Genomic DNA, 17,713 nt, shown 5'->3' with positions numbered 1-17,713 from the left:
GTCGTCTCGCTCCCCCTCGGGGCGACCTCTTGTCGTCCCCCTTGTGGGGAGGGATCAAGGGTGGGGGTGGCAAGACGCGCGGAGCGTGTGAAGACCCCCACCCAGTTGCGCAACGGACTTGGCAATGCCAAGTCCTGCTTCGCTACCCTCCCCATGGGGACGACAAGAGGTCGCCCCGAGGGGGAGGGAGATCCCGTGCGTGCGGCGTTAGATCGAGTAGCCGGTGTCCCACTCGAAGACCCGGGCGTAGAGGTCGTCGGCCATCTGCACCGGATCCTGCAGCGCACCGTGCAGCACGATGTCGGGCTTTTCCGGCGCCTCGTAGGGGCTTGAAATGCCGGTGAAGTTCGTGATCTCGCCGCGGCGCGCCTTGGCGTAGAGGCCCTTGGGATCGCGGGCTTCGCACACCTCGAGCGGGGTGTTGACGAACACCTCGGTGAACTTCACATCACCCGCCACTTCGCGCGCCAGCCGGCGCTCGTTGCGGAACGGCGAGATGAACGAGACGATGACGATCAGCCCGGCATCAGCCATCAACCGCGCCACTTCGGCGACACGCCGGATGTTCTCGACGCGGGCCTCGTCGGTGAAGCCGAGGTCCTTGTTGAGGCCGTGGCGGACGTTGTCGCCGTCAAGGATATAGGCGTGGCGGCCTTCGGAGGTGAGCCGCTTCTCGATCAGGTTGGCGACCGTCGATTTGCCGGAACCCGACAGCCCGGTGAACCAGACGATCTGCGGCGTCTGGCCCTTCATCTCGGCGCGGACCCGGCGGTTCACGTCGAACGACTGGTAGCTCAGGTTCTTGGCGCGCTGCAGGCCGTACTCGATCACCCCGGCGCCCAGCGTGGCGTTGCTGATGCGGTCGATCAGGATGAAGCTGCCCGAGAGCGGGTTATCGCTATAGCTGTCGAAGGCGATCGGCTTGTCGGTGGCGATGGTGACGGTGCCGACTTCGTTCAATTCCAGAGTCTTTGCAGCCGATTGCTCGAGCGTGTTGACGTTGGTTCTGAACTTCAGGGCGGTGATCGAGGCCGGCACCTGCTGGGCGCCGAGCTTCAAGAGATAGGAACGGCCGGGGATGGCCTGCTCGTCGCTCATCCAGACCATGCGGGCCTGGAACTGGTTGGAATAGTCAGGCGTCTCGCCGGGGTGCACCAGCACGTCGCCGCGCGAGATATCGACCTCGCGATCGAGCACCAGGGTCACCGCCTCGCCGGCGATGGCGTGCTGCTGGTCGCCGTCCATGGTGACGATGCGGCTGATCCTCGCCGGCTTGCGGGAGGCGGCGACCAGGATGTCGTCGCCGACCTTCACCTCGCCCGAGGCCAGAGTGCCGGAGAAGCCGCGGAAATCGAGGTTCGGGCGGTTCACCCATTGCACCGGGAAGCGGAACGGCTGCTCGACGCGGTCGGTCGCGACCTCGATGCTCTCGAGATACGGCACCAGTTGCGGGCCATTGTACCAGGGCGTCTGCGGGCTGGGGTCAAGGATGTTGTCACCCTTCAGCGCCGAGAGCGGGATGGCGGCGAGGGTCTCGAAGCCAAGATCCTTGGCGAAGGCGCGATACTCGGCCTCGATGGCGTTGAACACGTCGGCATCGTAGCCGACGAGGTCGATCTTGTTGACCGCCAGCACCACGTGCTTCACGCCGATCAGGCTCAGGATGAAGCTGTGGCGGCGGGTCTGGGTCAGCACACCCTTGCGGGCGTCGATCAGAACGATGCCCAGATCGGCGTTCGAGGCACCGGTCGCCATGTTGCGCGTGTACTGCTCGTGGCCGGGCGTATCGGCGACGATGAACTTGCGCTTGTCGGTCGAAAAGAACCGGTAGGCGACGTCGATGGTGATGCCCTGCTCGCGCTCGGCGGTGAGCCCATCGACCAGCAGCGAGAAATCGATGCCTTCATCGCCGGTGGTGCGGTTGCGGCTTTCCTTGCGGAGGCTGGCCAACTGATCGTCGAGGATCAGCTGGCTGTCGTAGAGCAGCCGACCAATCAGCGTCGACTTGCCGTCGTCGACCGAGCCGCAGGTGAGGAAGCGCAGCAGGCTCTTGTCGGTCTGTTCGGCGAGCCAGAGTTCGAGGGCGGTTTCAGCAGACGAGGCGGTCATGGGTACGCTCGACATCAGAAGTACCCTTCCTGCTTCTTCTTCTCCATCGAGCCGACACTGTCGGAGTCGATGAGGCGCCCTTCGCGCTCCGAGGTGCGGGAGGCCTGCATTTCCATGATGATCGACGGCAGGTCGGCAGCGTCGGAGCGGATGCCGCCGCTCAGCGGATAGCAGCCGAGAGTACGGAAGCGGATCATCTCCTCACGCGCCGTTTCACCGGGGGTGAAGCGGAAGCGGTCGTCATCGACCATGATCAGGGTGCCGGAGCGCTCCACCACCGGGCGGCGGCGGGCGAAGTAGAGGTCGGGGATCTCGATGCCCTCGGCGTAGATGTAGGTCCACACATCGAGTTCGGTCCAGTTCGAGATCGGGAACACCCGCATGCTCTCACCGGGCGCCAGCCGCGTGTTGAAGATACGCCACAGCTCGGGCCGCTGGTTCTTCGGATCCCAGGCGTGCTGGGCGTTGCGATGCGAGAAGATGCGCTCCTTGGCGCGCGACTTCTCCTCGTCGCGGCGGGCGCCGCCGATGGCCGCGTCATACTGACCGGCATTGAGGGCCTGGCGCAGCGCCTGGGTCTTCATGATGTCGGTATGCACGGCCGAGCCGTGATCGAACGGGTTGATGCCGGCTGCCAGCCCATCGGGATTGGTGTGCACGATCAGATCGAGATCGTACTGGCGCGCCATGCGGTCGCGAAACTCGATCATCTCGCGGAACTTCCACCTGGTATCGATGTGGAGGACCGGAAACGGGATGCGGCTGGGGAAGAAGGCCTTGCGCGCCAGGTGCAGCAGCACCGACGAGTCCTTGCCGATGGAATACATCATCACCGGCCGCTCGAAGCTTGCCGCGACTTCGCGGAAGATTTCGATGCTTTCGGACTCGAGGGACTTCAGGTGGCTGAGGCCACGCGGGCCGACGGAACTCATTGGCGCTGGGGAACCATGTTGCAACGGCAGTCAAATACGCGCTCAACAGGAGGGCGGCAAGCGCCACTAGACTACCAAAAAAGTCAACTATTCCGCCTGTTTGCGCGTATCAGGCGTTGTAAAGGTGGAGCTTGTCGCATGATCGTCATGACAAGAACGGCTGCGTCGGAGATACCGAGCAAAGGAAAATCTATTCCATGACTGGAACGGCGCTGGCCTGGCTCAGAAACGACCTGCGGATCGCGGACAACCCGGCCTTGGTTGCGGCGCTGAAGCACGGCAAGGCGCACGCCATCCACATCGAGGCGACAGATGGCAGGCTGCGGCGGCGCGGCGCGGCGAGCCGTTGGTGGCTGCATCACAGCCTCAACCGGCTGGCGGAGGAGCTGGTGCAGCTTGGCGCGCCGCTCGAGACCGTCGAGGGTGAGGCCGAGGTAGAACTGTTCAAGGCGATCGCCGCGCGTGGTGTCGACGCCGTGTATTGGAACCGGCGCTATGGACCGGCGGAGCGCGAAATCGATGCCGGCATTAAGGCGCGGCTGAAGCGCGAGGGCATAACGACCGAGAGCTTTGCCGCCAATGTGCTGGTCGAGCCGTTCGAAATGGCAACCGGCGCCGGCAAGCCATACTCGGTCTACACGCCGTTCTGGAACACGCTGAAGAAGCGGGACATTGCGAAACCGCTGTCTCGGCCGCGCCACGGCGACGCAATCCAGCCGCAGCGTGTCGACAGGGACTATCGCGAGGCAGAATGGGGCCGGAAGCTCGGCGGGCACTGGCAGATCGGCGAGGCGGCAGCACGCGAGCGGCTCGATCGGTTTCTCGATGAACTGGTGCTCGACTATCCCGGGGATCGCGACATCCCCAGGAAGGCGGCGACATCCGGACTGTCGCCGCACCTGGCGTTCGGCGAGATCAGTCCAAGGCAGGTCTGGCACGCGGCGCATGCGATGGCGCAGCATGCGCCGGCCAGAGCTTCGGCAATCGACAAATTCCTGTCGGAGCTGGGCTGGCGCGATTTCAACTACAACCAGCTCTACCACCGCGACGACATCGCCACCGTGCCGATGGTCGAGAAGTATAGAGGGCTCAAATGGCGGCATGCCGATGCGGCGCTCGAAGCCTGGCGGCATGGGCGAACCGGCATCCCGATCATCGACGCAGGGATGCGCGAGCTGTGGGAGACCGGGGTGATGCACAACCGGGTGCGGATGCTCACCGCATCGCTCCTCGCCAAGAACCTGCTGATCGATTGGCGAAAGGGCGAGCAGTGGTTCTGGGACACGCTGGTCGACGCCGATCCGGCGAACAACCCCGGCAACTGGCAATGGGTGGCCGGCAGCGGGCTCGATGCCTCGCCCTGGTTCCGGATCTTCAACCCGGTGACACAGGGCGAACGGTTCGATCCGGCCGGCGACTACGTGCGGCGCTGGGTACCGGAAGTGGCAGGGTTGCCGGACAAGCTGGTGCACCAGCCCTGGGAGGCTCCGGATGCCGTGGCGCTCGACTACCCCGCACCGATCGTCGACCTCAAAGGTTCGCGCGAGCGAGCGCTGGAGGCGTTCAAGGCACTATAGGCCTGCCGTGACGCGCCTTTGTCTGGAGGACAAAGGGTCTAGAGGCAGACTGAACTCAGATGTGGCAAGGTCCGAAATTCCGACAATCCCGATGACCGCGCGAAATCCTGCCCTTTTCTCGTGCGGGCCGGAAAATCCCATACCATTCCGCAGCTTAAGCCTTGGCAGTGAAGGGGCTGCCGCCTAGGTTCAGGCCAACCTCCACAGCCCACCCTCCGGCCCCATGACCAACCACCGCGACGTTATCTCCGCCATCGGCAACACGCCCCTGATCCGGCTCAACCGCGTGTCCGACGCGACGGGCTCGGAGATCTGGGGCAAGGCGGAGTTCCTGAACCCGGGGCAATCGGTGAAGGATCGCGCCGCGCTGTTCATCATCCGCGACGCCGAGAAGCGCGGGCTGCTGCGGCCCGGTGGGACGATCGTCGAGGGTACCGCCGGTAATACCGGCATCGGGCTTTCCATGGTGGCCAATGCGCTGGGCTACAAATCGGTGATCGTGATCCCCGAGACGCAGAGCCAGGAGAAGAAGGACGCGCTGACGCTGCTCGGCGCCGAACTGATCCAGGTGCCCGCGAAACCCTACAAGAACCCGAACAACTACGTGAAGCTGAGCGGCCGGCTGGCCGAGAAGCTGGCTAAGGAATTGCCGGGCGGCGCGATCTGGGCCAACCAGTTCGACAATACCGCGAACCGGCAGGCGCATATCGAGACCACCGGCCCGGAGATCTGGGAGCAGACCGGCGGCAAGGTCGACGGCTTCGTTTCGGCAGTCGGCTCGGGCGGCACGCTCGGCGGCATCTCGATGGCGCTGAAGGCCAAGAACCCGAACATCCAGATCGGCCTTGCTGACCCCGAGGGGGCAGCGCTTTACAGCTACTACACTACCGGCGAGCTCAAGAGCTCGGGCAACTCGATCACCGAGGGCATCGGCCAGGGGCGCATCACCGCGAACCTCAAGGATATCGTCGTGGATCGCGCCTACCAGATCCCCGACAGCGAGGCCCTGCCCTATGTGTTCGACCTGCTCGAGCACGAGGGGCTCTGCCTCGGCGGCTCGTCGGGCATCAACATCGCCGGCGCGGTGCGGCTGGCGCGCGACCTCGGGCCGGGCAAGACCATCGTCACCATCCTTGCCGACTACGGCAATCGCTATCAGAGCAAGCTGTTCAACCCCGAGTTCCTGCGCTCGAAGAACCTGCCGGTGCCGCATTGGCTTGAGCAGAGGACGCCCATAGACTGGCAGTCAGTCGTTGAGGCGGAGCCTGTTGCGTGACTGAATTCATCTTTCGAGAGGACAGCTATGTCCGCTCGCTGCCGACGCTGGTCACAGCGATCACGCCCGAGGGCGGGATCGTGCTGGACCGGACGATCTTTTATGCGACATCGGGCGGCCAGCCTGGCGACACCGGCCGGCTGGAGCGGGCCGATGGCAGCTTCGTCAGCCTCGGCGGCACCATCCACCCCGATGGCGACAAGACGGTGATCGTGCACCTGCCGGCCGTGGGGCAGCCGCCGCTGGCGGTGGGCGATGAGGTGATCGCGCATCTCGACTGGGAGCGCCGGCACAAGCTGATGCGCATGCATACGGCGCTGCATCTGGTGACCGTCGTCCTCCCCTACCCGATCACCGGTGCCGCGGTGGGCGAGGACAAGGGGCGGGTGGATTTCAACCTGCCGGATGTACCCGACGCTGCCGAGGTCGAGCGGAAGCTCAACGACCTGGTCGAGGCGGCGCTGCCGGTCTCGGCCGAGTGGATCACCGATGCCGAGCTCGAGGCCAATCCCAGGCTGATCAAATCGATGAACGTCAAGCCGCCGATGGGCCAGGGCCGGGTACGGCTGGTGCGGATCGGTGATGTCGACCTGCAGCCCTGCGGCGGTACGCATGTCAAAAACACCAGCGAGATCGGCCCGCTGCGGCTCGGCAAGATCGAGAAGAAGGGCGCTATCAACCGCCGGGTGTCGGTGGTTTTCGGGTAGCTGGTGCCCTTCCCATAAGGGTAAGCGATCGCACATGCGTGGGGACAGTTCGGCGCGGGAAGTGCACCCCCACCCCTGTCCCCTCCCCGCAAGGGGGAGGGAGACGCTCACACCGGCGCCAGTGTTTTGGTCTCCTCCCCCCTTGCGGGGGAGGGACAGGGTGGGGGGTATCTTTCCCGCACCGGCCAGTCAGCCGCGTTTCCTCGAGCAGAAACTATTCGATCGGCGGGGCCCAGATCAGGCCGCCGTTGATCCACAGGGCGTTCTGGCCGCGGACCACGGCGGCGCCGGTGGCGGGGCCGAAGTTTCGCTCGAAGATCTCGCCGTAATTGCCGACAGCCTTGATGACATTGGCGATGAACATCGAGTCGAGCCCGATGCTGGGGCCGAAGGTGCCTTCAAGGCCGAGCAGGCGGCGAATTCGGTGGGTCTTGGCGGCGGCGAGCGAGCCGATGTTGAGCGAAGTGACGCCGGCTTCCTCGGCATCGATGAGCGCGAACAGGGTCCACTCGACGATATCGAACCACTGGTCATCGCCGGAGCGGATCACCGGGCCGAAGGCATCCTTGGAGATGCGCTCGGGCAGGATGCGGTGGGTGGCTGGCTCCGGCAGGCTGCGGCGCATGGCGTTGAGGAAACTGGCGGAAGCGGAGACGGCATTGCAGCGGCCTTCGCGGTAAGCAACGGTCAGGTCCTCGCGGTCCTCGTAAAGCACCTCGGTATAGGTCGCCTGGGTGCCGAAAAAGAACTCACGCAGGTTGGCAAGCCCCTCGGGCGCATCGACGATGCAGACACGGACATCGTCGAGCTCATAGGCCGAGACGACGCCGAGCGACTGCGGTACCATGATCGCCTGCCCGTCATAGAATGAGGTCGCGACGTAGCTGGCGCCGTAGCCGGTATCGCGGCGCATGGTCCAGGGGGCGTTGCGGGCGATGAGGTCGATGCTGCCGGTCTGCAACTGGGCGAAGCGGCTATCGCCCGAGAGCGGGACGAATTCCATCTTGCTGGCGTCGTTGAACACGGCGACCGCGATAGCGCGGCAGAAATCGACATCGAAGCCGGTCCAGCGCCCATCGGCGCCGGGCTGAGCAAAGCCGGGCAACGGGTCGGCGGTGGCGCAGATCAGATGGCCGCGGTCACGGATCGCCTGCAGTGTCGGACCGGCCATAGCGGGCGCCGCGGGCTGTGCCGAGGCCCAGGACGGGGTCAGTATCGCGATAGCAAGGATGACGCGGACGAGGCCACGCCAAACGGCCTGAACCGTCATGGTCTAAACGCTGCTCCAACTCGCCCTCGGCGCGCAATATCCCGATCGGGGGTGACCGGGTCAAGGCGGCATCATGGCCCGGGTACACGCAGGGCGACCGCCTATGGCGTGCGATAGCTCGGTGCGGGAAGACTGCCCCCACCCTGTCCCTCCCCCGCAAGGGGGGAGGAGACCAAAACACTAGCGTTGGTGAGAGCGTCTCCCTCCCCCTTGCGGGGACGGGAACAGGGGTGGGGGTACTCTTCCCGCGCCGGCCGGTCAGCCGCGCTGCCCAAGCCTCAGTGCAGGATCTGGCTGAGGAAGAGCTTGGTGCGTTCGTGCTGCGGGTTGGAGAAGAACGCTTCGGGTTCGTTCTGCTCGATGATCTGGCCCTGATCCATGAAGATGACGCGGTTGGCGACCTGGCGGGCGAAACCCATTTCATGGGTGACGCAGAGCATGGTCATGCCTTCCTCGGCGAGACTGATCATCACCTCGAGCACTTCCTTGACCATTTCCGGATCGAGCGCCGAGGTCGGCTCGTCGAACAGCATGATCCTGGGGTTCATGCAGAGCGAGCGGGCGATGGCGACGCGCTGCTGCTGGCCGCCCGAGAGCTGACCGGGGTACTTGGCCGCCTGCTCGGGGATGCGCACCCGCTCAAGGTACATCATCGCCGTTTCCTCGGCCTGCGCCTTGGGCACGCCGCGCACCCAGATCGGCGCCAGCGTCAGGTTCTGCAGGATCGTCAGGTGCGGGAACAGGTTGAAGTGCTGGAACACCATGCCGACTTCGCGCCGCACTTCATCGACGCGCTTCAGGTCGGAGGTCAGCTCGACGCCGTTGACGATGACCTGGCCCTTCTGGTGCTCCTCGAGGCGGTTGATGCAGCGGATCAGTGTCGACTTGCCGGAGCCCGACGGCCCGGCAATGACGATGCGCTCGCCCTTCATCACCTTGAGGTTGATGTCGCGCAGCACGTGGAAATCACCGAACCACTTGTTCATGCCGATGATCTCGACCGCTACCTCGGTCTTGGAAACCTGCATGTTGGTGGTGTCGATATCGCGATCGACGACGACTGGAGATACGTCTGACATCAGCTACCTCTTGTGGCCGGTATTGAGCCGGCGCTCCCAGTATCGGGAGTATCGGGAGATTGAGAAACAGAGCACCCAGAACACGGCTGCGGCAAAAATATAGCCGGTGACCGACTGCGTTGGCGATGCCCATTCGATGGCGTCGTTCTTGGTCTTCACCGCTTCGAGCAGATCCTTCATGCCGACGATGTAGACCAGTGAGGTATCCTTCAGCAGCGAGATGAAGTTGCCGACGATGCCGGGGATCACGTGCTTCAATGCCTGCGGCAGGATGATGAAGCCCATGCGCTGCCAATAGCCGAGCCCGAGGGCGGCGGCCGCCTCGTACTGGCCGCGGCCGATGGCCTGCATGCCGCCGCGCACCACTTCGGCCATGTAGGCCGAGGCGAACAGCGTGACACCGACCAGGGCGCGCACCAGTTTGTCCACGGTCGTCCCCTGCGGCATGAACAGCGGCAGCATGATCGAGGCCATGAACAGGATGGTGATCAGCGGCACGGCGCGGATCAGCTCGATGAAGGCGATGCAGAGGGTCTTGATGATCGGGAGCTTGGATTGCCGGCCGAGCGCCAGGAGGATCCCCATCGGCAGCGACAGGCTGATGCCGACCACCGAGATGATCAGCGTGACCAGCAGCCCGCCCCACTGCTCGGTCGGCACGTAGCGCAGGCCGAACATGCCACCCGACAGCATGACCACCGAGGCGATCGGGAACACCACGAAGAACAGGATGGCGTTGACGATCTTGAACGGGGCCGACGGCCAGAGCAGCGGCAGGCCGATCAGCGCGAGCATGGCGAACACGATGTTGGGGCGCCAGTACTCGGCCATCGGGTAGAAGCCGTAGATGAAGAACTCGATCTCGCTGGCGATATAGGCCCAGCAGGCACCGACATTCTCGACCCGGCACTGCTCGACCGTGCCGCCCGGAGGGACGGCGCGGCCGATCAGGAAGCCATAGAGCTGCGGGACGAGCCACAACAGCAGCACTACCGCGACGACGGTGAGGATAGTGTCCGAGACGCTGGCAAACAGGTTCTTGCGCAGCCAGGCGACGAGGCCAGTCTGGCTGCGGGGCGCCGGCTGGGCTTTCTCGATCTCGGAGCGGACGAAGGCGATATCGGTCATCTGCCGCTCCTAGCGTTCAACCAGCGCCACACGGGCGTTGTACCAGTTCATGATCGCCGAGGTGCCCAGCGACAGGATGAGGTAGACCAGCATGGTGAGCGCGATCACCTCGATGGCGCGGCCGGTCTGGTTGAGCGTCGTGCCGGTGAACACGTTGACCAGCTCGGGGTAGCCGATGGCGGCGCCGAGCGACGAGTTCTTGGTCAGGTTCAGGTACTGGCTGGTCAGCGGTGGGATGATGACGCGCATCGCCTGCGGGACGATGACCAGCCGCAGCCGGTCGCCATCCTGTAGCCCCAGCGCCTCTGCCGCCTCGGTTTGGCCGTGGCTGACCGACTGGATGCCGCCGCGCACCAGCTCGGCAATGAAGGCAGCGGTGTAGATGGAGAGGCCGAAAACCAGCGCCACCAGCTCAGGGGGCAGCTCGAGGCCGCCCTTGAAATTGAAGCGGTTGAGCACCGGCGGATCGAAGGTGACGGAAGCGCCGCTCACCACCCAGACGAGGCCGACGATAACCAGCGTGAGGGCGAGGCCACCGAGGAACACCGGGAAGCGTTTGCCGGTGCGCTCGAGGCGCGCCTTGGCCCATTGCCGCAGCACCAGCCACAGCACCAGGGCAACGGCGAGCCCGACCCAGACCCAGACGAACTGCTCGTCGGGGATGGGCTTGGGCACGAACAGGCCGCGCTGATTGATGAAGGTATCGAGCGGCAGCGCCAGCGAGTCGCGCACCGCCGGCATGGTCTTCAGGACCGCGAAGTACCAGAAGAACAGCTGCAGCAGCAGCGGGATGTTGCGGATGGTCTCGACGTAGACCGTCGCCAGCCGGGACACCAGGTAGTTCGAACTCAGCCGTGCGATGCCGATAGTGAAGCCGATGAGCGTGGCAAAGAAGATGCCGATGACGGCGACGAGAACGGTGTTGGTGAGGCCGACGAGGAACGCCTGCCAGTAGAGCGAAGTGCGATCGAACGGGAAGAGCGTGAAGCTGATGTCGAACCCGGCCGTCTTCCACAGGAAGTCGAAGCCCGAGGTCTTGTTCTGCGCCTTGAGGTTGATCGCCGTGTTGTTGACGATCCAGACGAGGAACACCACCACCAGTACCGCGACGACGACCTGGTAGATGACGCCCCGCACGACGGGATCGTTGAATGAGAAGCCCCGCGGCGGTGATTGCGCCGTGTCGATGGATGCCATGAGCTATGCATCTCCCTGCCCAGGAGAAGAAAAATACCGGCGCATGCGGGTTCCGCCTGCCGCCCGCCGGAAACGATCAGCCCGGCGCTGGAGCTCAGCGCCGGGCTGCAGAAGGTTTAGCGGATCGGCGGCGAGTACTGGATGCCGCCGTCTTTCCACAGGGCGTTCAGGCCGCGGGCAAGGCCGATCGGCGTGTTCGGGCCGACATGCTTGTCGTAGACCTCGCCGTAGTTACCGACCAGCTTGATGATCTGGTAGGCCCAGTCCTTGGTCAGGCCGATCGGGGTGCCGAAGTCGCCTTCAACGCCGAGCAGGCGCTTGATCGCCGGGTTGTCGGAAGCCAGCATCTCGTCGACGTTGGCCGAGCTGACGCCCAGCTCTTCGGCTTCGAGCAGCGCGTAGTAGGTCCAGCGGGCAATGTTGAACCAGCCATCGTCGCCCTGGCGCACCACGGGGCCGAGCGGCTCCTTGGAGATGATCTCCGGCAGAATGATGTGGTCAGCCGGGTTGGCGAACTTCGAACGCTCGGCGGCGAGCGCGGAGGAGTCAGTGGTGTAGACGTCGCAGCGGCCATCTTCGTAGGCCTTCACCACTTCGTCCTGGTCGACGAACACCACGGTGTTGAACTCGAGGTTGTTGGCGGCGAAGTAGTCGGCCGCGTTCAGCTCGGTGGTGGTGCCCGACTCGATGCAGACGGCGGCGCCGCTGAGATCGAGCGCCGAAGCGATGTTGTCGGCCTTGCGGACCATGAAGCCCTGGCCGTCATAGAACATGGTGCCGATGAACTTGATGCCCAGCTGGGTATCGCGGCTCATGGTCCAGGTGGTGGTACGCGACAGCACGTCGATTTCACCGGCGCTGAGCGCGGTGAAGCGCTCCTGCGAGGTGAGCGGCGTGTAACGGACGGAGTCCGCATTGTTGAAGATCGCGGCCGCCAGAGCGCGGCAGTAATCGACTTCGAGACCAGACCAGTTGTTGTTCGCGTCGGGGGCAGAGAACCCCGGCACGCCGCCGGTCACGCCGCATTGGACATAGCCCTTGGCCTTGACCGCGTCGAGCGTTGCCGAGGTTGTCGTCTGCGCGAAGGCGGCGGATGCGGAAAGGCCGAGGCCTGCCGCAAGCGCGACGGAAAGAAGCGATTTGATCATTGTTATTACCTTGTTTCCTGACCCTGTTCGTCGGGCAACTTGGCCCCAGCCTGTTGCCCGGCGGCACCTCCGCCTTGGAGGGCGGATGTGATGCTGGTAAGCATCGAAGCGGCAATTGACGGTTGCGTCAAGCGCTATGGCCGAAATGGGGCAGCAAACCTGACTGTTTTTTGCCCATATTTCTCTGGTGACTGCGTTTTGGGCAGAGTTTGAAATGACTGATAACAACGGGAAAAGCGGCACTCCCGCATCCCTCGCAACCGTCCTCACGCATGGCGGGCGAGCTTCGGACGAGCACCTGGGCTTTGTGAACATGCCGGTGTTCCGTGGCTCGACGATCCTGTTCAAGTCGCTGGACGAACTGGAAGATTACAAGGCGCCCTACCGCTACGGGCGAAACGATAACCCGACGACCCGGGCGCTCTGCGACCTCATCAGCGAGCTCGAAGGGGCGGCCGGCACCATCGTTGCGCCATCGGGCCTGTCGGCGGTTTCGACGGCGCTGCTGGCGGCCGTTTCGGCGGGCGATGAGTTGCTGATGACCGACTCGGCCTACGAGCCGACACGGACCTTCGCCACCGAGGGGCTGACCCGGTTCGGCGTGACGACTCGCTACTATGATCCGCGCATCGGCGCGGGTATCGCCGAATTGTTCACCGAGAGGACCAAGGCGATCTTCGTCGAGAGCCCTGGGTCGCTGACTTTCGAAATGCAGGACCTGCCGGCGATTGCCGCAGCTGCGCACGCCCGCGGCATCACGGTGATCGTCGACAATTCGTGGGGCACGCCGCTGTTCCACCGGCCGCTCGAAATGGGCGCCGATATGGTGATGCACGCCGCGACCAAGATGTTCGTCGGGCACTCGGACGCCATGGTGGGCACGGTTTCCGCCAACGAGAAGCTGTGGGCACGGCTGAAGCGCACCCACCGCATCCTCGGGGTGGCGGTATCACCGGACGATTCGTACCTGACACTGCGCGGCCTCAGGACGCTGGCGGTGCGGATGAAGCACCACAACGAGGCAGCATTGGCCTTTGCTGCGTGGCTCGAGGGGCAGCCTGAGGTTGAGGAGGTCTACCACCCTGCCCTGCCGAGCCATCCGGATCACGCGCTGTTCAAGCGCGATTTCACCGGCGCCGGGAGCCTGTTCGCCTTTCGGCTGAAGCAGCGCTCGCGCGACGCGCTGGCGGCGATGGTCAACGGTTTTCAGCTGTTCGGCATGGGCTATTCGTGGGGCGGCTACGAGAGCCTCTGCATCCCGTTCGATCCCTCGAACATTCGCACGGCCGTGGCGTGGGACGCCCCGGGGCAGATGTTCCGCGTGCATGTCGGGCTCGAGAGCCTCGACGACCTCAAGGCGGACATGGCGGCAGCGCTGACGCGCTACCGGGCTATCGCCTGACCAACAGGGTACGGAGCGCGGCGAACGGCCGGCGCTCCGTACCTGAAGCGGTCGCGGCGAACAACCAGCCGCGCGATACGAACAGTTGGCGCACCGCGTAGGCGCCGAGCAGGCCGAGCAGCGCGCCGGCGATGATGTCGGTGGGGTAGTGCTCGCCGACGACAATGCGCGACACGGCAATAGCGGCGGCAAACAGCATGGCCGGCCAGAACGCCCGCGGCCACAGGAATGCCACGACCGCGGCAAAGGCGAAGGCAGTGGTGGAGTGACCCGAGGGGAAGCTCTGGTAGTCGTAGGCGCTCCAATTGAAGCTCTGGAAGCTCAGCGGCGTTTCGGCCGTCCAGGTCTCGGGCCGCCCGCGCCCGATGGCGCGTTTGAGCAGCGTCGAGACGAGGCCAGGAAGGCCGACGCCGAGGAAAATGAAGCCGGCGAGGGCGGCCAGTTCCTGCAGCGCAAGGCGGAGGTTATCGCGCGTCAGTAGCGAAAGCAGCCACGCCACGAGCCAGGCGATGAAGGTGGGAATCAGTATCCAGTCGGATTTCCCCCATTCGGTGATCCAGAAGAAGACCGCCCGTACGTTGTCCGGTAGCCCCTGCCCCCAGGCCGAAAGCGGCCGATCGAGCAGATGCAGCACCGCGATCAGCACGACAAAGCCGAGGACGAACCAGGGCGCGCGGCGACGGGTGAGGCCAAAGGGCCAAGGCTTGCTCAGATCGATCATGGCGCTCTTGTCGGCGGAGACGCCAGTTCACGTCAACCGGAACTCAAATGGGCTTGCCCTGCTTGCTCTTTGCAGCAACTCCCGATAACGGAAGGGCGATAGTTCGGGGTATAGCTCAGTCTGGTAGAGCACCGGTTTTGGGAACCGGGGGTCGAGTGTTCGAATCACTCTGCCCCGACCATCAAAAAGGCAGCAGGCGCCGGAGCTTGCAGGCCTCTGTCCGAGCCGAGGCTAGTAGAAGCGTCCGCTATGCGCCATGTGTGGACGCCCGTGCGCCCTAGCATAATTCGGGCCCCTCCTGGCCATTGCCAGTAAGTCCCTGGCGAGCGAAAATGTTCTCGGTCCTCCCACCGGACGCCCACAATCGTCATGGCAGGCTGAACCATGAGCGAAATCACGCTGCCCGAGCCGACGCTCCCCGAGCCGCCAAGGCGTAAGCCATGGAACGTCTGGGGCACGATGGCTTCAGCAATGCTGCATGCGGGGGTGCTGGTGTTCTTCCTCTGGCAGCCGCGGCCTGACAGCGCCGAAGCCACACCTCCAGCGGCCATTGACGTGGAGCTAGTGCGGCCCCCGGAGACCAGCGAGCCGCCTGCGGAGGAGCCAGCGGAGGAGGAGTCGGCGGCAACCTTGCCGCCGGCCAAGACGACCCCAGCCAATCCGCCACCGGCAGAGCAAGCTGCCGGTCCAGCTCCATCGGCCGCGGAGGAGGTCTATCCGCCCGAAACGCCATCCGAAGCGGCGGCCCCAAAGACCGTAGACGAGGCCTCGGCCACCGCAGTATCGGAGCCGGTGCGGGGTGCGGAGACCTCGGCACAGGAAGCCCCGATACCGCTGTCGCGTCCCAGAGTGAGGGGGTTGACTGCCCCAGCCAGCGGGCCGGATGACGCCGTCACCGCAGTCACGGCCGACACTGGCGAGATGACGGAAGGAACGGCCCCGCCTGCTCCGTCGGCGGAGCCCGATGTCGCGACCCTCGAGCTGGGCGCGCCGCGCAGCGCCACACGCTTCTATCTCAAGGCGATGCTGAGTGTTCCCAGCATGGCGCAGGCGCGCGCGATGCTCGAAACGCTGCCGCCCGAAAAGCGGCTGGCGCAAACCTGCAACATCGAGGCCCTGGCCCAGATCGGCAATGCCGGGGAACGCTTCACGCCCGACGTGGTGATGACGGAAGCCTATGCCAGGTCGGAGATGACAGGCACGCGCCTCACAGCCACCGGCGCGATCTTCCGCTCCGGAGACAGGTGGTATGGCCTCGCTTTCGACTGCACACTCAGCGACGACCTTAGGAGTGTCACGGCATTTTCCTATCGGCTCGGCGCCGACGTGACGGACGCGGTGCTTGCTCGACTGAGCAAGACCTAGCCGGAGCGGCAGACGCTGAGCTCAGGCACGCCGCCGCTCGATCGCGTCCAGTCCAGCACTCCGACCTAAGTCTTGAGATACCTGCACCGCGTGCAATCGCCAATTGCGCAGCAGTCGAATCTCGAGAGGCTCACGTACGTGCTCGAGGCTAATGAAGGCCGGTTTCTCAGATGGCAGTGGAAGCCTGGTGTCGACGGGTTACTGGTTGAAGAACGTCTTCAGTACACGGGCCATGAGTTCGGGGGCGACGACGTGTCCCTGCCCGTCGAGCGTGTGTCGTTCGGTCTGGGGGATGGCAGCGGTTATCGCTTTCGCGGCGCGGTCGAAGAAGTCGGTCGGGAGGCCTGACAACTGGGGTTGGGTGATCGGACCCTCGGTGGTCACCAGGACCGACTGAGTGATGCGGGCAAGTCGGTCCGTGGGGATCTTATAGTCATTGAGGATCACGGCGTCCTTGACGAGCGTGTGGGCGAGCGCGACGGACGAGGCCCAGATCGGGTACTGTTTGAAAGTCGCGATGTCCGCGTCGGGTCCGCCGGTAAGCCTCATGAAGAGTTCCAGGAGCTCCTCGTCCCGGCCGGCTTTGTATGCCTCGTGGGTGTCCGCGAGGTACTGGTTGAACCTCGGCCACAGGTCGTCTCCGATCACGTACGGCACATCCCACACCGCGATCTTGTCGATCGCCGAACCTGCCGCTGCTGCCTCCAGCGCGAGGGCGCCGCCAGATGAGGCGCCGTACACGTGAGCTGAGCCGCCCGCTGTCGCAATCAGTGCGTCGAGGTCTTCCACCTCCCGCGCCAAGGCGTACGGCGGTGTATTGCCGCTGGCGCCCCGGCCGCGTCGTGCGTAATTGTAGACCGTGAAATGGTCGGCAAGGAGCCGGGCCAGCGGCGCGTTCTCAGCGCCGTCGTCCAGGGTGCCGCCGACGAGGATCACCGCCGGGCCAGCGCCTTCCCGGTCGTAGGCGATCCTCGTGCCGTCCGCAGAAGTGACATGGGGCATCTTACCTCTCCTTTGAAATCGTCTTGCGGACCCGTCTCGCCGGCACAGCAAAGAGCAGCCGGAAGTAGCGAGCTAGATGATCGAGGCTGTCGAGCGCGGCGGGCATACCGTCCAGCGCTTTGGCGAGGATGAACGCGCCTTGCACGACCGCCTGGGTGTGCAGTGCGAGGCTCTGGGCTGTGAGTTCGCCGCTGTAGTCGCTGCGAGCAATTGCCGCCTCGATATCCGTTTCGAGCGTCCGCGCGTGCAACACGATGCTGTTGGCGCAGGCCTCACGAACGGCGGGATGCGTCACATAAGCTTCCTGCACGATCGTGCCGGCGTAGCAGGTGGCCTCGGGGATCGTGTTGGTGAGCAGGGCTTTCCGCAGTTCGATGTAGCCCAGCAGCCGGTCGAGCGGCTCCGGTGCGGAATGGTAGCTCGCCGAGGCGAATAGTGTTCCGGTGACCACATCCCAATGGGCGGCCGCGGCGATGGCCAATTCTTCCTTGCTGGAAAAATGATGAAAGAAGCTGCCCTTCGTCAGGCCAGCTGCGGCGCAGACATCCTCGATGCGGGTGGCGTGGTAGCCCTTTTCCCGGACGACGTTGAGCGTCGCATTCAGAATTTTGAGGCGTGACTCGTGCATACCACGACCATACCCACTAGTTGGTACGGTGTCAAAAGCGCCCTGTGAGTCAGGACGAAGCCCTGGATCCAACAGCTCGATACAAAGACTTTCGCAAGGAGAAGTTCTGGTAGAGAAGAACAGGCGCAACCGCCTCGATCACTGCAGCCCTTTGACTAACCTGGAACGCGGG

The 17,713-nt window shown here is 64.5% G+C and carries 15 protein-coding genes and 1 tRNA gene; 6 read left to right on the top strand and 10 right to left on the bottom strand.

Going from position 1 to position 17,713, the window contains the following annotated elements; translation table 11 throughout:
* Window positions 1-207: 207 nt before the first annotated feature.
* Together cysN and cysD are read right to left on the bottom strand one after the other, a co-directional pair.
* Window positions 208-2,124: a sulfate adenylyltransferase subunit CysN gene (cysN, locus tag ASC89_RS05455; RefSeq protein WP_055995573.1), complete on the bottom strand. Its 1,917-nt coding sequence runs from the start codon at window positions 2,122-2,124 to the stop codon at window positions 208-210.
* Complete coding sequence (cysD, locus tag ASC89_RS05450; RefSeq protein ID WP_055995570.1) at window positions 2,124-3,041, bottom strand: sulfate adenylyltransferase subunit CysD; 918 nt, start codon at window positions 3,039-3,041, stop codon at window positions 2,124-2,126. The genes cysN and cysD overlap by 1 nt, the downstream gene beginning before the upstream one ends.
* Window positions 3,042-3,238: 197 nt before the next feature.
* On the opposite strand from cysD, the gene ASC89_RS05445 reads away from it, so the two are divergent.
* The 3 genes from ASC89_RS05445 to ASC89_RS05435 all read left to right on the top strand — a co-directional run bounded on the left by ASC89_RS05445 (window position 3,239) and on the right by ASC89_RS05435 (window position 6,601).
* Window positions 3,239-4,618, top strand: a complete 1,380-nt coding sequence (locus tag ASC89_RS05445; protein WP_055995567.1) for a deoxyribodipyrimidine photo-lyase — start codon at window positions 3,239-3,241, stop codon at window positions 4,616-4,618.
* A gap of 223 nt (window positions 4,619-4,841) precedes the next feature.
* The gene (locus ASC89_RS05440) at window positions 4,842-5,894 is read left to right on the top strand and encodes a cysteine synthase A (protein WP_055995564.1); all 1,053 of its coding nucleotides are present in this window, start codon (window positions 4,842-4,844) and stop codon (window positions 5,892-5,894) included.
* Entirely contained in the window at window positions 5,891-6,601 is a 711-nt protein-coding gene (locus tag ASC89_RS05435; RefSeq protein ID WP_055995561.1) for an alanyl-tRNA editing protein, read from the top strand. Before ASC89_RS05440 ends, ASC89_RS05435 begins: the two co-directional genes overlap by 4 nt.
* 214 nt (window positions 6,602-6,815) lie before the next feature.
* Here ASC89_RS05435 and ASC89_RS05430 read toward each other — a convergent pair whose 3' ends face one another.
* The 5 genes from ASC89_RS05430 to ASC89_RS05410 form a co-directional block, all read right to left on the bottom strand.
* Window positions 6,816-7,871 (bottom strand): amino acid ABC transporter substrate-binding protein, encoded by a 1,056-nt coding sequence (locus ASC89_RS05430; protein ID WP_082533192.1) that lies wholly within the window; start codon window positions 7,869-7,871, stop codon window positions 6,816-6,818.
* A 278-nt stretch (window positions 7,872-8,149) separates the two neighbouring features.
* Window positions 8,150-8,950 carry an amino acid ABC transporter ATP-binding protein gene (locus tag ASC89_RS05425; protein WP_055878623.1) on the bottom strand — a complete coding sequence of 267 codons (801 nt, stop codon included), beginning with the start codon at window positions 8,948-8,950 and terminating at the stop codon, window positions 8,150-8,152.
* 3 nt (window positions 8,951-8,953) lie between these two features.
* Window positions 8,954-10,078, bottom strand: coding sequence for an amino acid ABC transporter permease (locus tag ASC89_RS05420; RefSeq protein WP_055878624.1), 1,125 nt, complete (start codon window positions 10,076-10,078; stop codon window positions 8,954-8,956).
* 9 nt (window positions 10,079-10,087) lie between these two features.
* Window positions 10,088-11,275, bottom strand: a complete 1,188-nt coding sequence (locus tag ASC89_RS05415; RefSeq protein ID WP_055878627.1) for an amino acid ABC transporter permease — start codon at window positions 11,273-11,275, stop codon at window positions 10,088-10,090.
* A 116-nt stretch (window positions 11,276-11,391) separates the two neighbouring features.
* The gene (locus tag ASC89_RS05410) at window positions 11,392-12,423 is read right to left on the bottom strand and encodes an amino acid ABC transporter substrate-binding protein (RefSeq protein ID WP_055878630.1); all 1,032 of its coding nucleotides are present in this window, start codon (window positions 12,421-12,423) and stop codon (window positions 11,392-11,394) included.
* A gap of 214 nt (window positions 12,424-12,637) precedes the next feature.
* On the opposite strand from ASC89_RS05410, the gene metC reads away from it, so the two are divergent.
* Window positions 12,638-13,825, top strand: a complete 1,188-nt coding sequence (gene metC / locus ASC89_RS05405) for a cystathionine beta-lyase (protein ID WP_055995555.1) — start codon at window positions 12,638-12,640, stop codon at window positions 13,823-13,825.
* On the opposite strand, the gene ASC89_RS05400 is transcribed toward metC, so the two are convergent.
* Window positions 13,815-14,546: a phosphatase PAP2 family protein gene (locus ASC89_RS05400; RefSeq protein WP_055995552.1), complete on the bottom strand. Its 732-nt coding sequence runs from the start codon at window positions 14,544-14,546 to the stop codon at window positions 13,815-13,817. The two genes, metC and ASC89_RS05400, sit on opposite strands and share 11 nt — an antisense overlap.
* Window positions 14,547-14,650: 104 nt before the next feature.
* On the opposite strand from ASC89_RS05400, the gene ASC89_RS05395 reads away from it, so the two are divergent.
* Both ASC89_RS05395 and ASC89_RS05390 read left to right on the top strand, forming a co-directional pair.
* Window positions 14,651-14,727 (top strand) — tRNA-Pro (locus tag ASC89_RS05395).
* Between the two features lie 203 nt (window positions 14,728-14,930).
* Window positions 14,931-15,911, top strand: a complete 981-nt coding sequence (locus ASC89_RS05390) for a DUF930 domain-containing protein (protein ID WP_055995549.1) — start codon at window positions 14,931-14,933, stop codon at window positions 15,909-15,911.
* Between the two features lie 198 nt (window positions 15,912-16,109).
* Here ASC89_RS05390 and ASC89_RS05385 read toward each other — a convergent pair whose 3' ends face one another.
* Window positions 16,110-16,913, bottom strand: a complete 804-nt coding sequence (locus ASC89_RS05385) for an alpha/beta fold hydrolase (protein WP_055995546.1) — start codon at window positions 16,911-16,913, stop codon at window positions 16,110-16,112.
* 1 nt (window position 16,914) lies between these two features.
* Window positions 16,915-17,541, bottom strand: a complete 627-nt coding sequence (locus ASC89_RS05380; RefSeq protein WP_055995543.1) for a TetR/AcrR family transcriptional regulator — start codon at window positions 17,539-17,541, stop codon at window positions 16,915-16,917.
* Between the last annotated feature and the right edge of the window lie 172 nt (window positions 17,542-17,713).

Origin of the sequence: Devosia sp. Root413D1, assembly GCF_001425235.1 — a bacterium.
In the GTDB taxonomy this organism is placed as follows: Bacteria; Pseudomonadota; Alphaproteobacteria; order Rhizobiales; family Devosiaceae; genus Devosia_A.
This window is presented reverse-complemented; position numbering and strand designations above follow the sequence as displayed.

Coding starts and splice junctions, on each gene's coding strand:
- ASC89_RS05440 (WP_055995564.1), top strand. CDS start 4,842: ATGACCAACCACCGCGACGTTATCTCCGCCATCGGCAACACGCCCCTG.
- ASC89_RS05445 (WP_055995567.1), top strand. CDS start 3,239: ATGACTGGAACGGCGCTGGCCTGGCTCAGAAACGACCTGCGGATCGCG.
- ASC89_RS05410 (WP_055878630.1), bottom strand. CDS start 12,423: ATGATCAAATCGCTTCTTTCCGTCGCGCTTGCGGCAGGCCTCGGCCTT.
- ASC89_RS05420 (WP_055878624.1), bottom strand. CDS start 10,078: ATGACCGATATCGCCTTCGTCCGCTCCGAGATCGAGAAAGCCCAGCCG.
- cysD (WP_055995570.1), bottom strand. CDS start 3,041: ATGAGTTCCGTCGGCCCGCGTGGCCTCAGCCACCTGAAGTCCCTCGAG.
- ASC89_RS05425 (WP_055878623.1), bottom strand. CDS start 8,950: ATGTCAGACGTATCTCCAGTCGTCGTCGATCGCGATATCGACACCACC.
- ASC89_RS05415 (WP_055878627.1), bottom strand. CDS start 11,275: ATGGCATCCATCGACACGGCGCAATCACCGCCGCGGGGCTTCTCATTC.
- metC (WP_055995555.1), top strand. CDS start 12,638: ATGACTGATAACAACGGGAAAAGCGGCACTCCCGCATCCCTCGCAACC.
- ASC89_RS05380 (WP_055995543.1), bottom strand. CDS start 17,541: ATGCACGAGTCACGCCTCAAAATTCTGAATGCGACGCTCAACGTCGTC.
- ASC89_RS05390 (WP_055995549.1), top strand. CDS start 14,931: ATGAGCGAAATCACGCTGCCCGAGCCGACGCTCCCCGAGCCGCCAAGG.
- ASC89_RS05385 (WP_055995546.1), bottom strand. CDS start 16,913: ATGCCCCATGTCACTTCTGCGGACGGCACGAGGATCGCCTACGACCGG.
- cysN (WP_055995573.1), bottom strand. CDS start 2,124: ATGTCGAGCGTACCCATGACCGCCTCGTCTGCTGAAACCGCCCTCGAA.
- ASC89_RS05400 (WP_055995552.1), bottom strand. CDS start 14,546: ATGATCGATCTGAGCAAGCCTTGGCCCTTTGGCCTCACCCGTCGCCGC.
- ASC89_RS05430 (WP_082533192.1), bottom strand. CDS start 7,871: ATGACGGTTCAGGCCGTTTGGCGTGGCCTCGTCCGCGTCATCCTTGCT.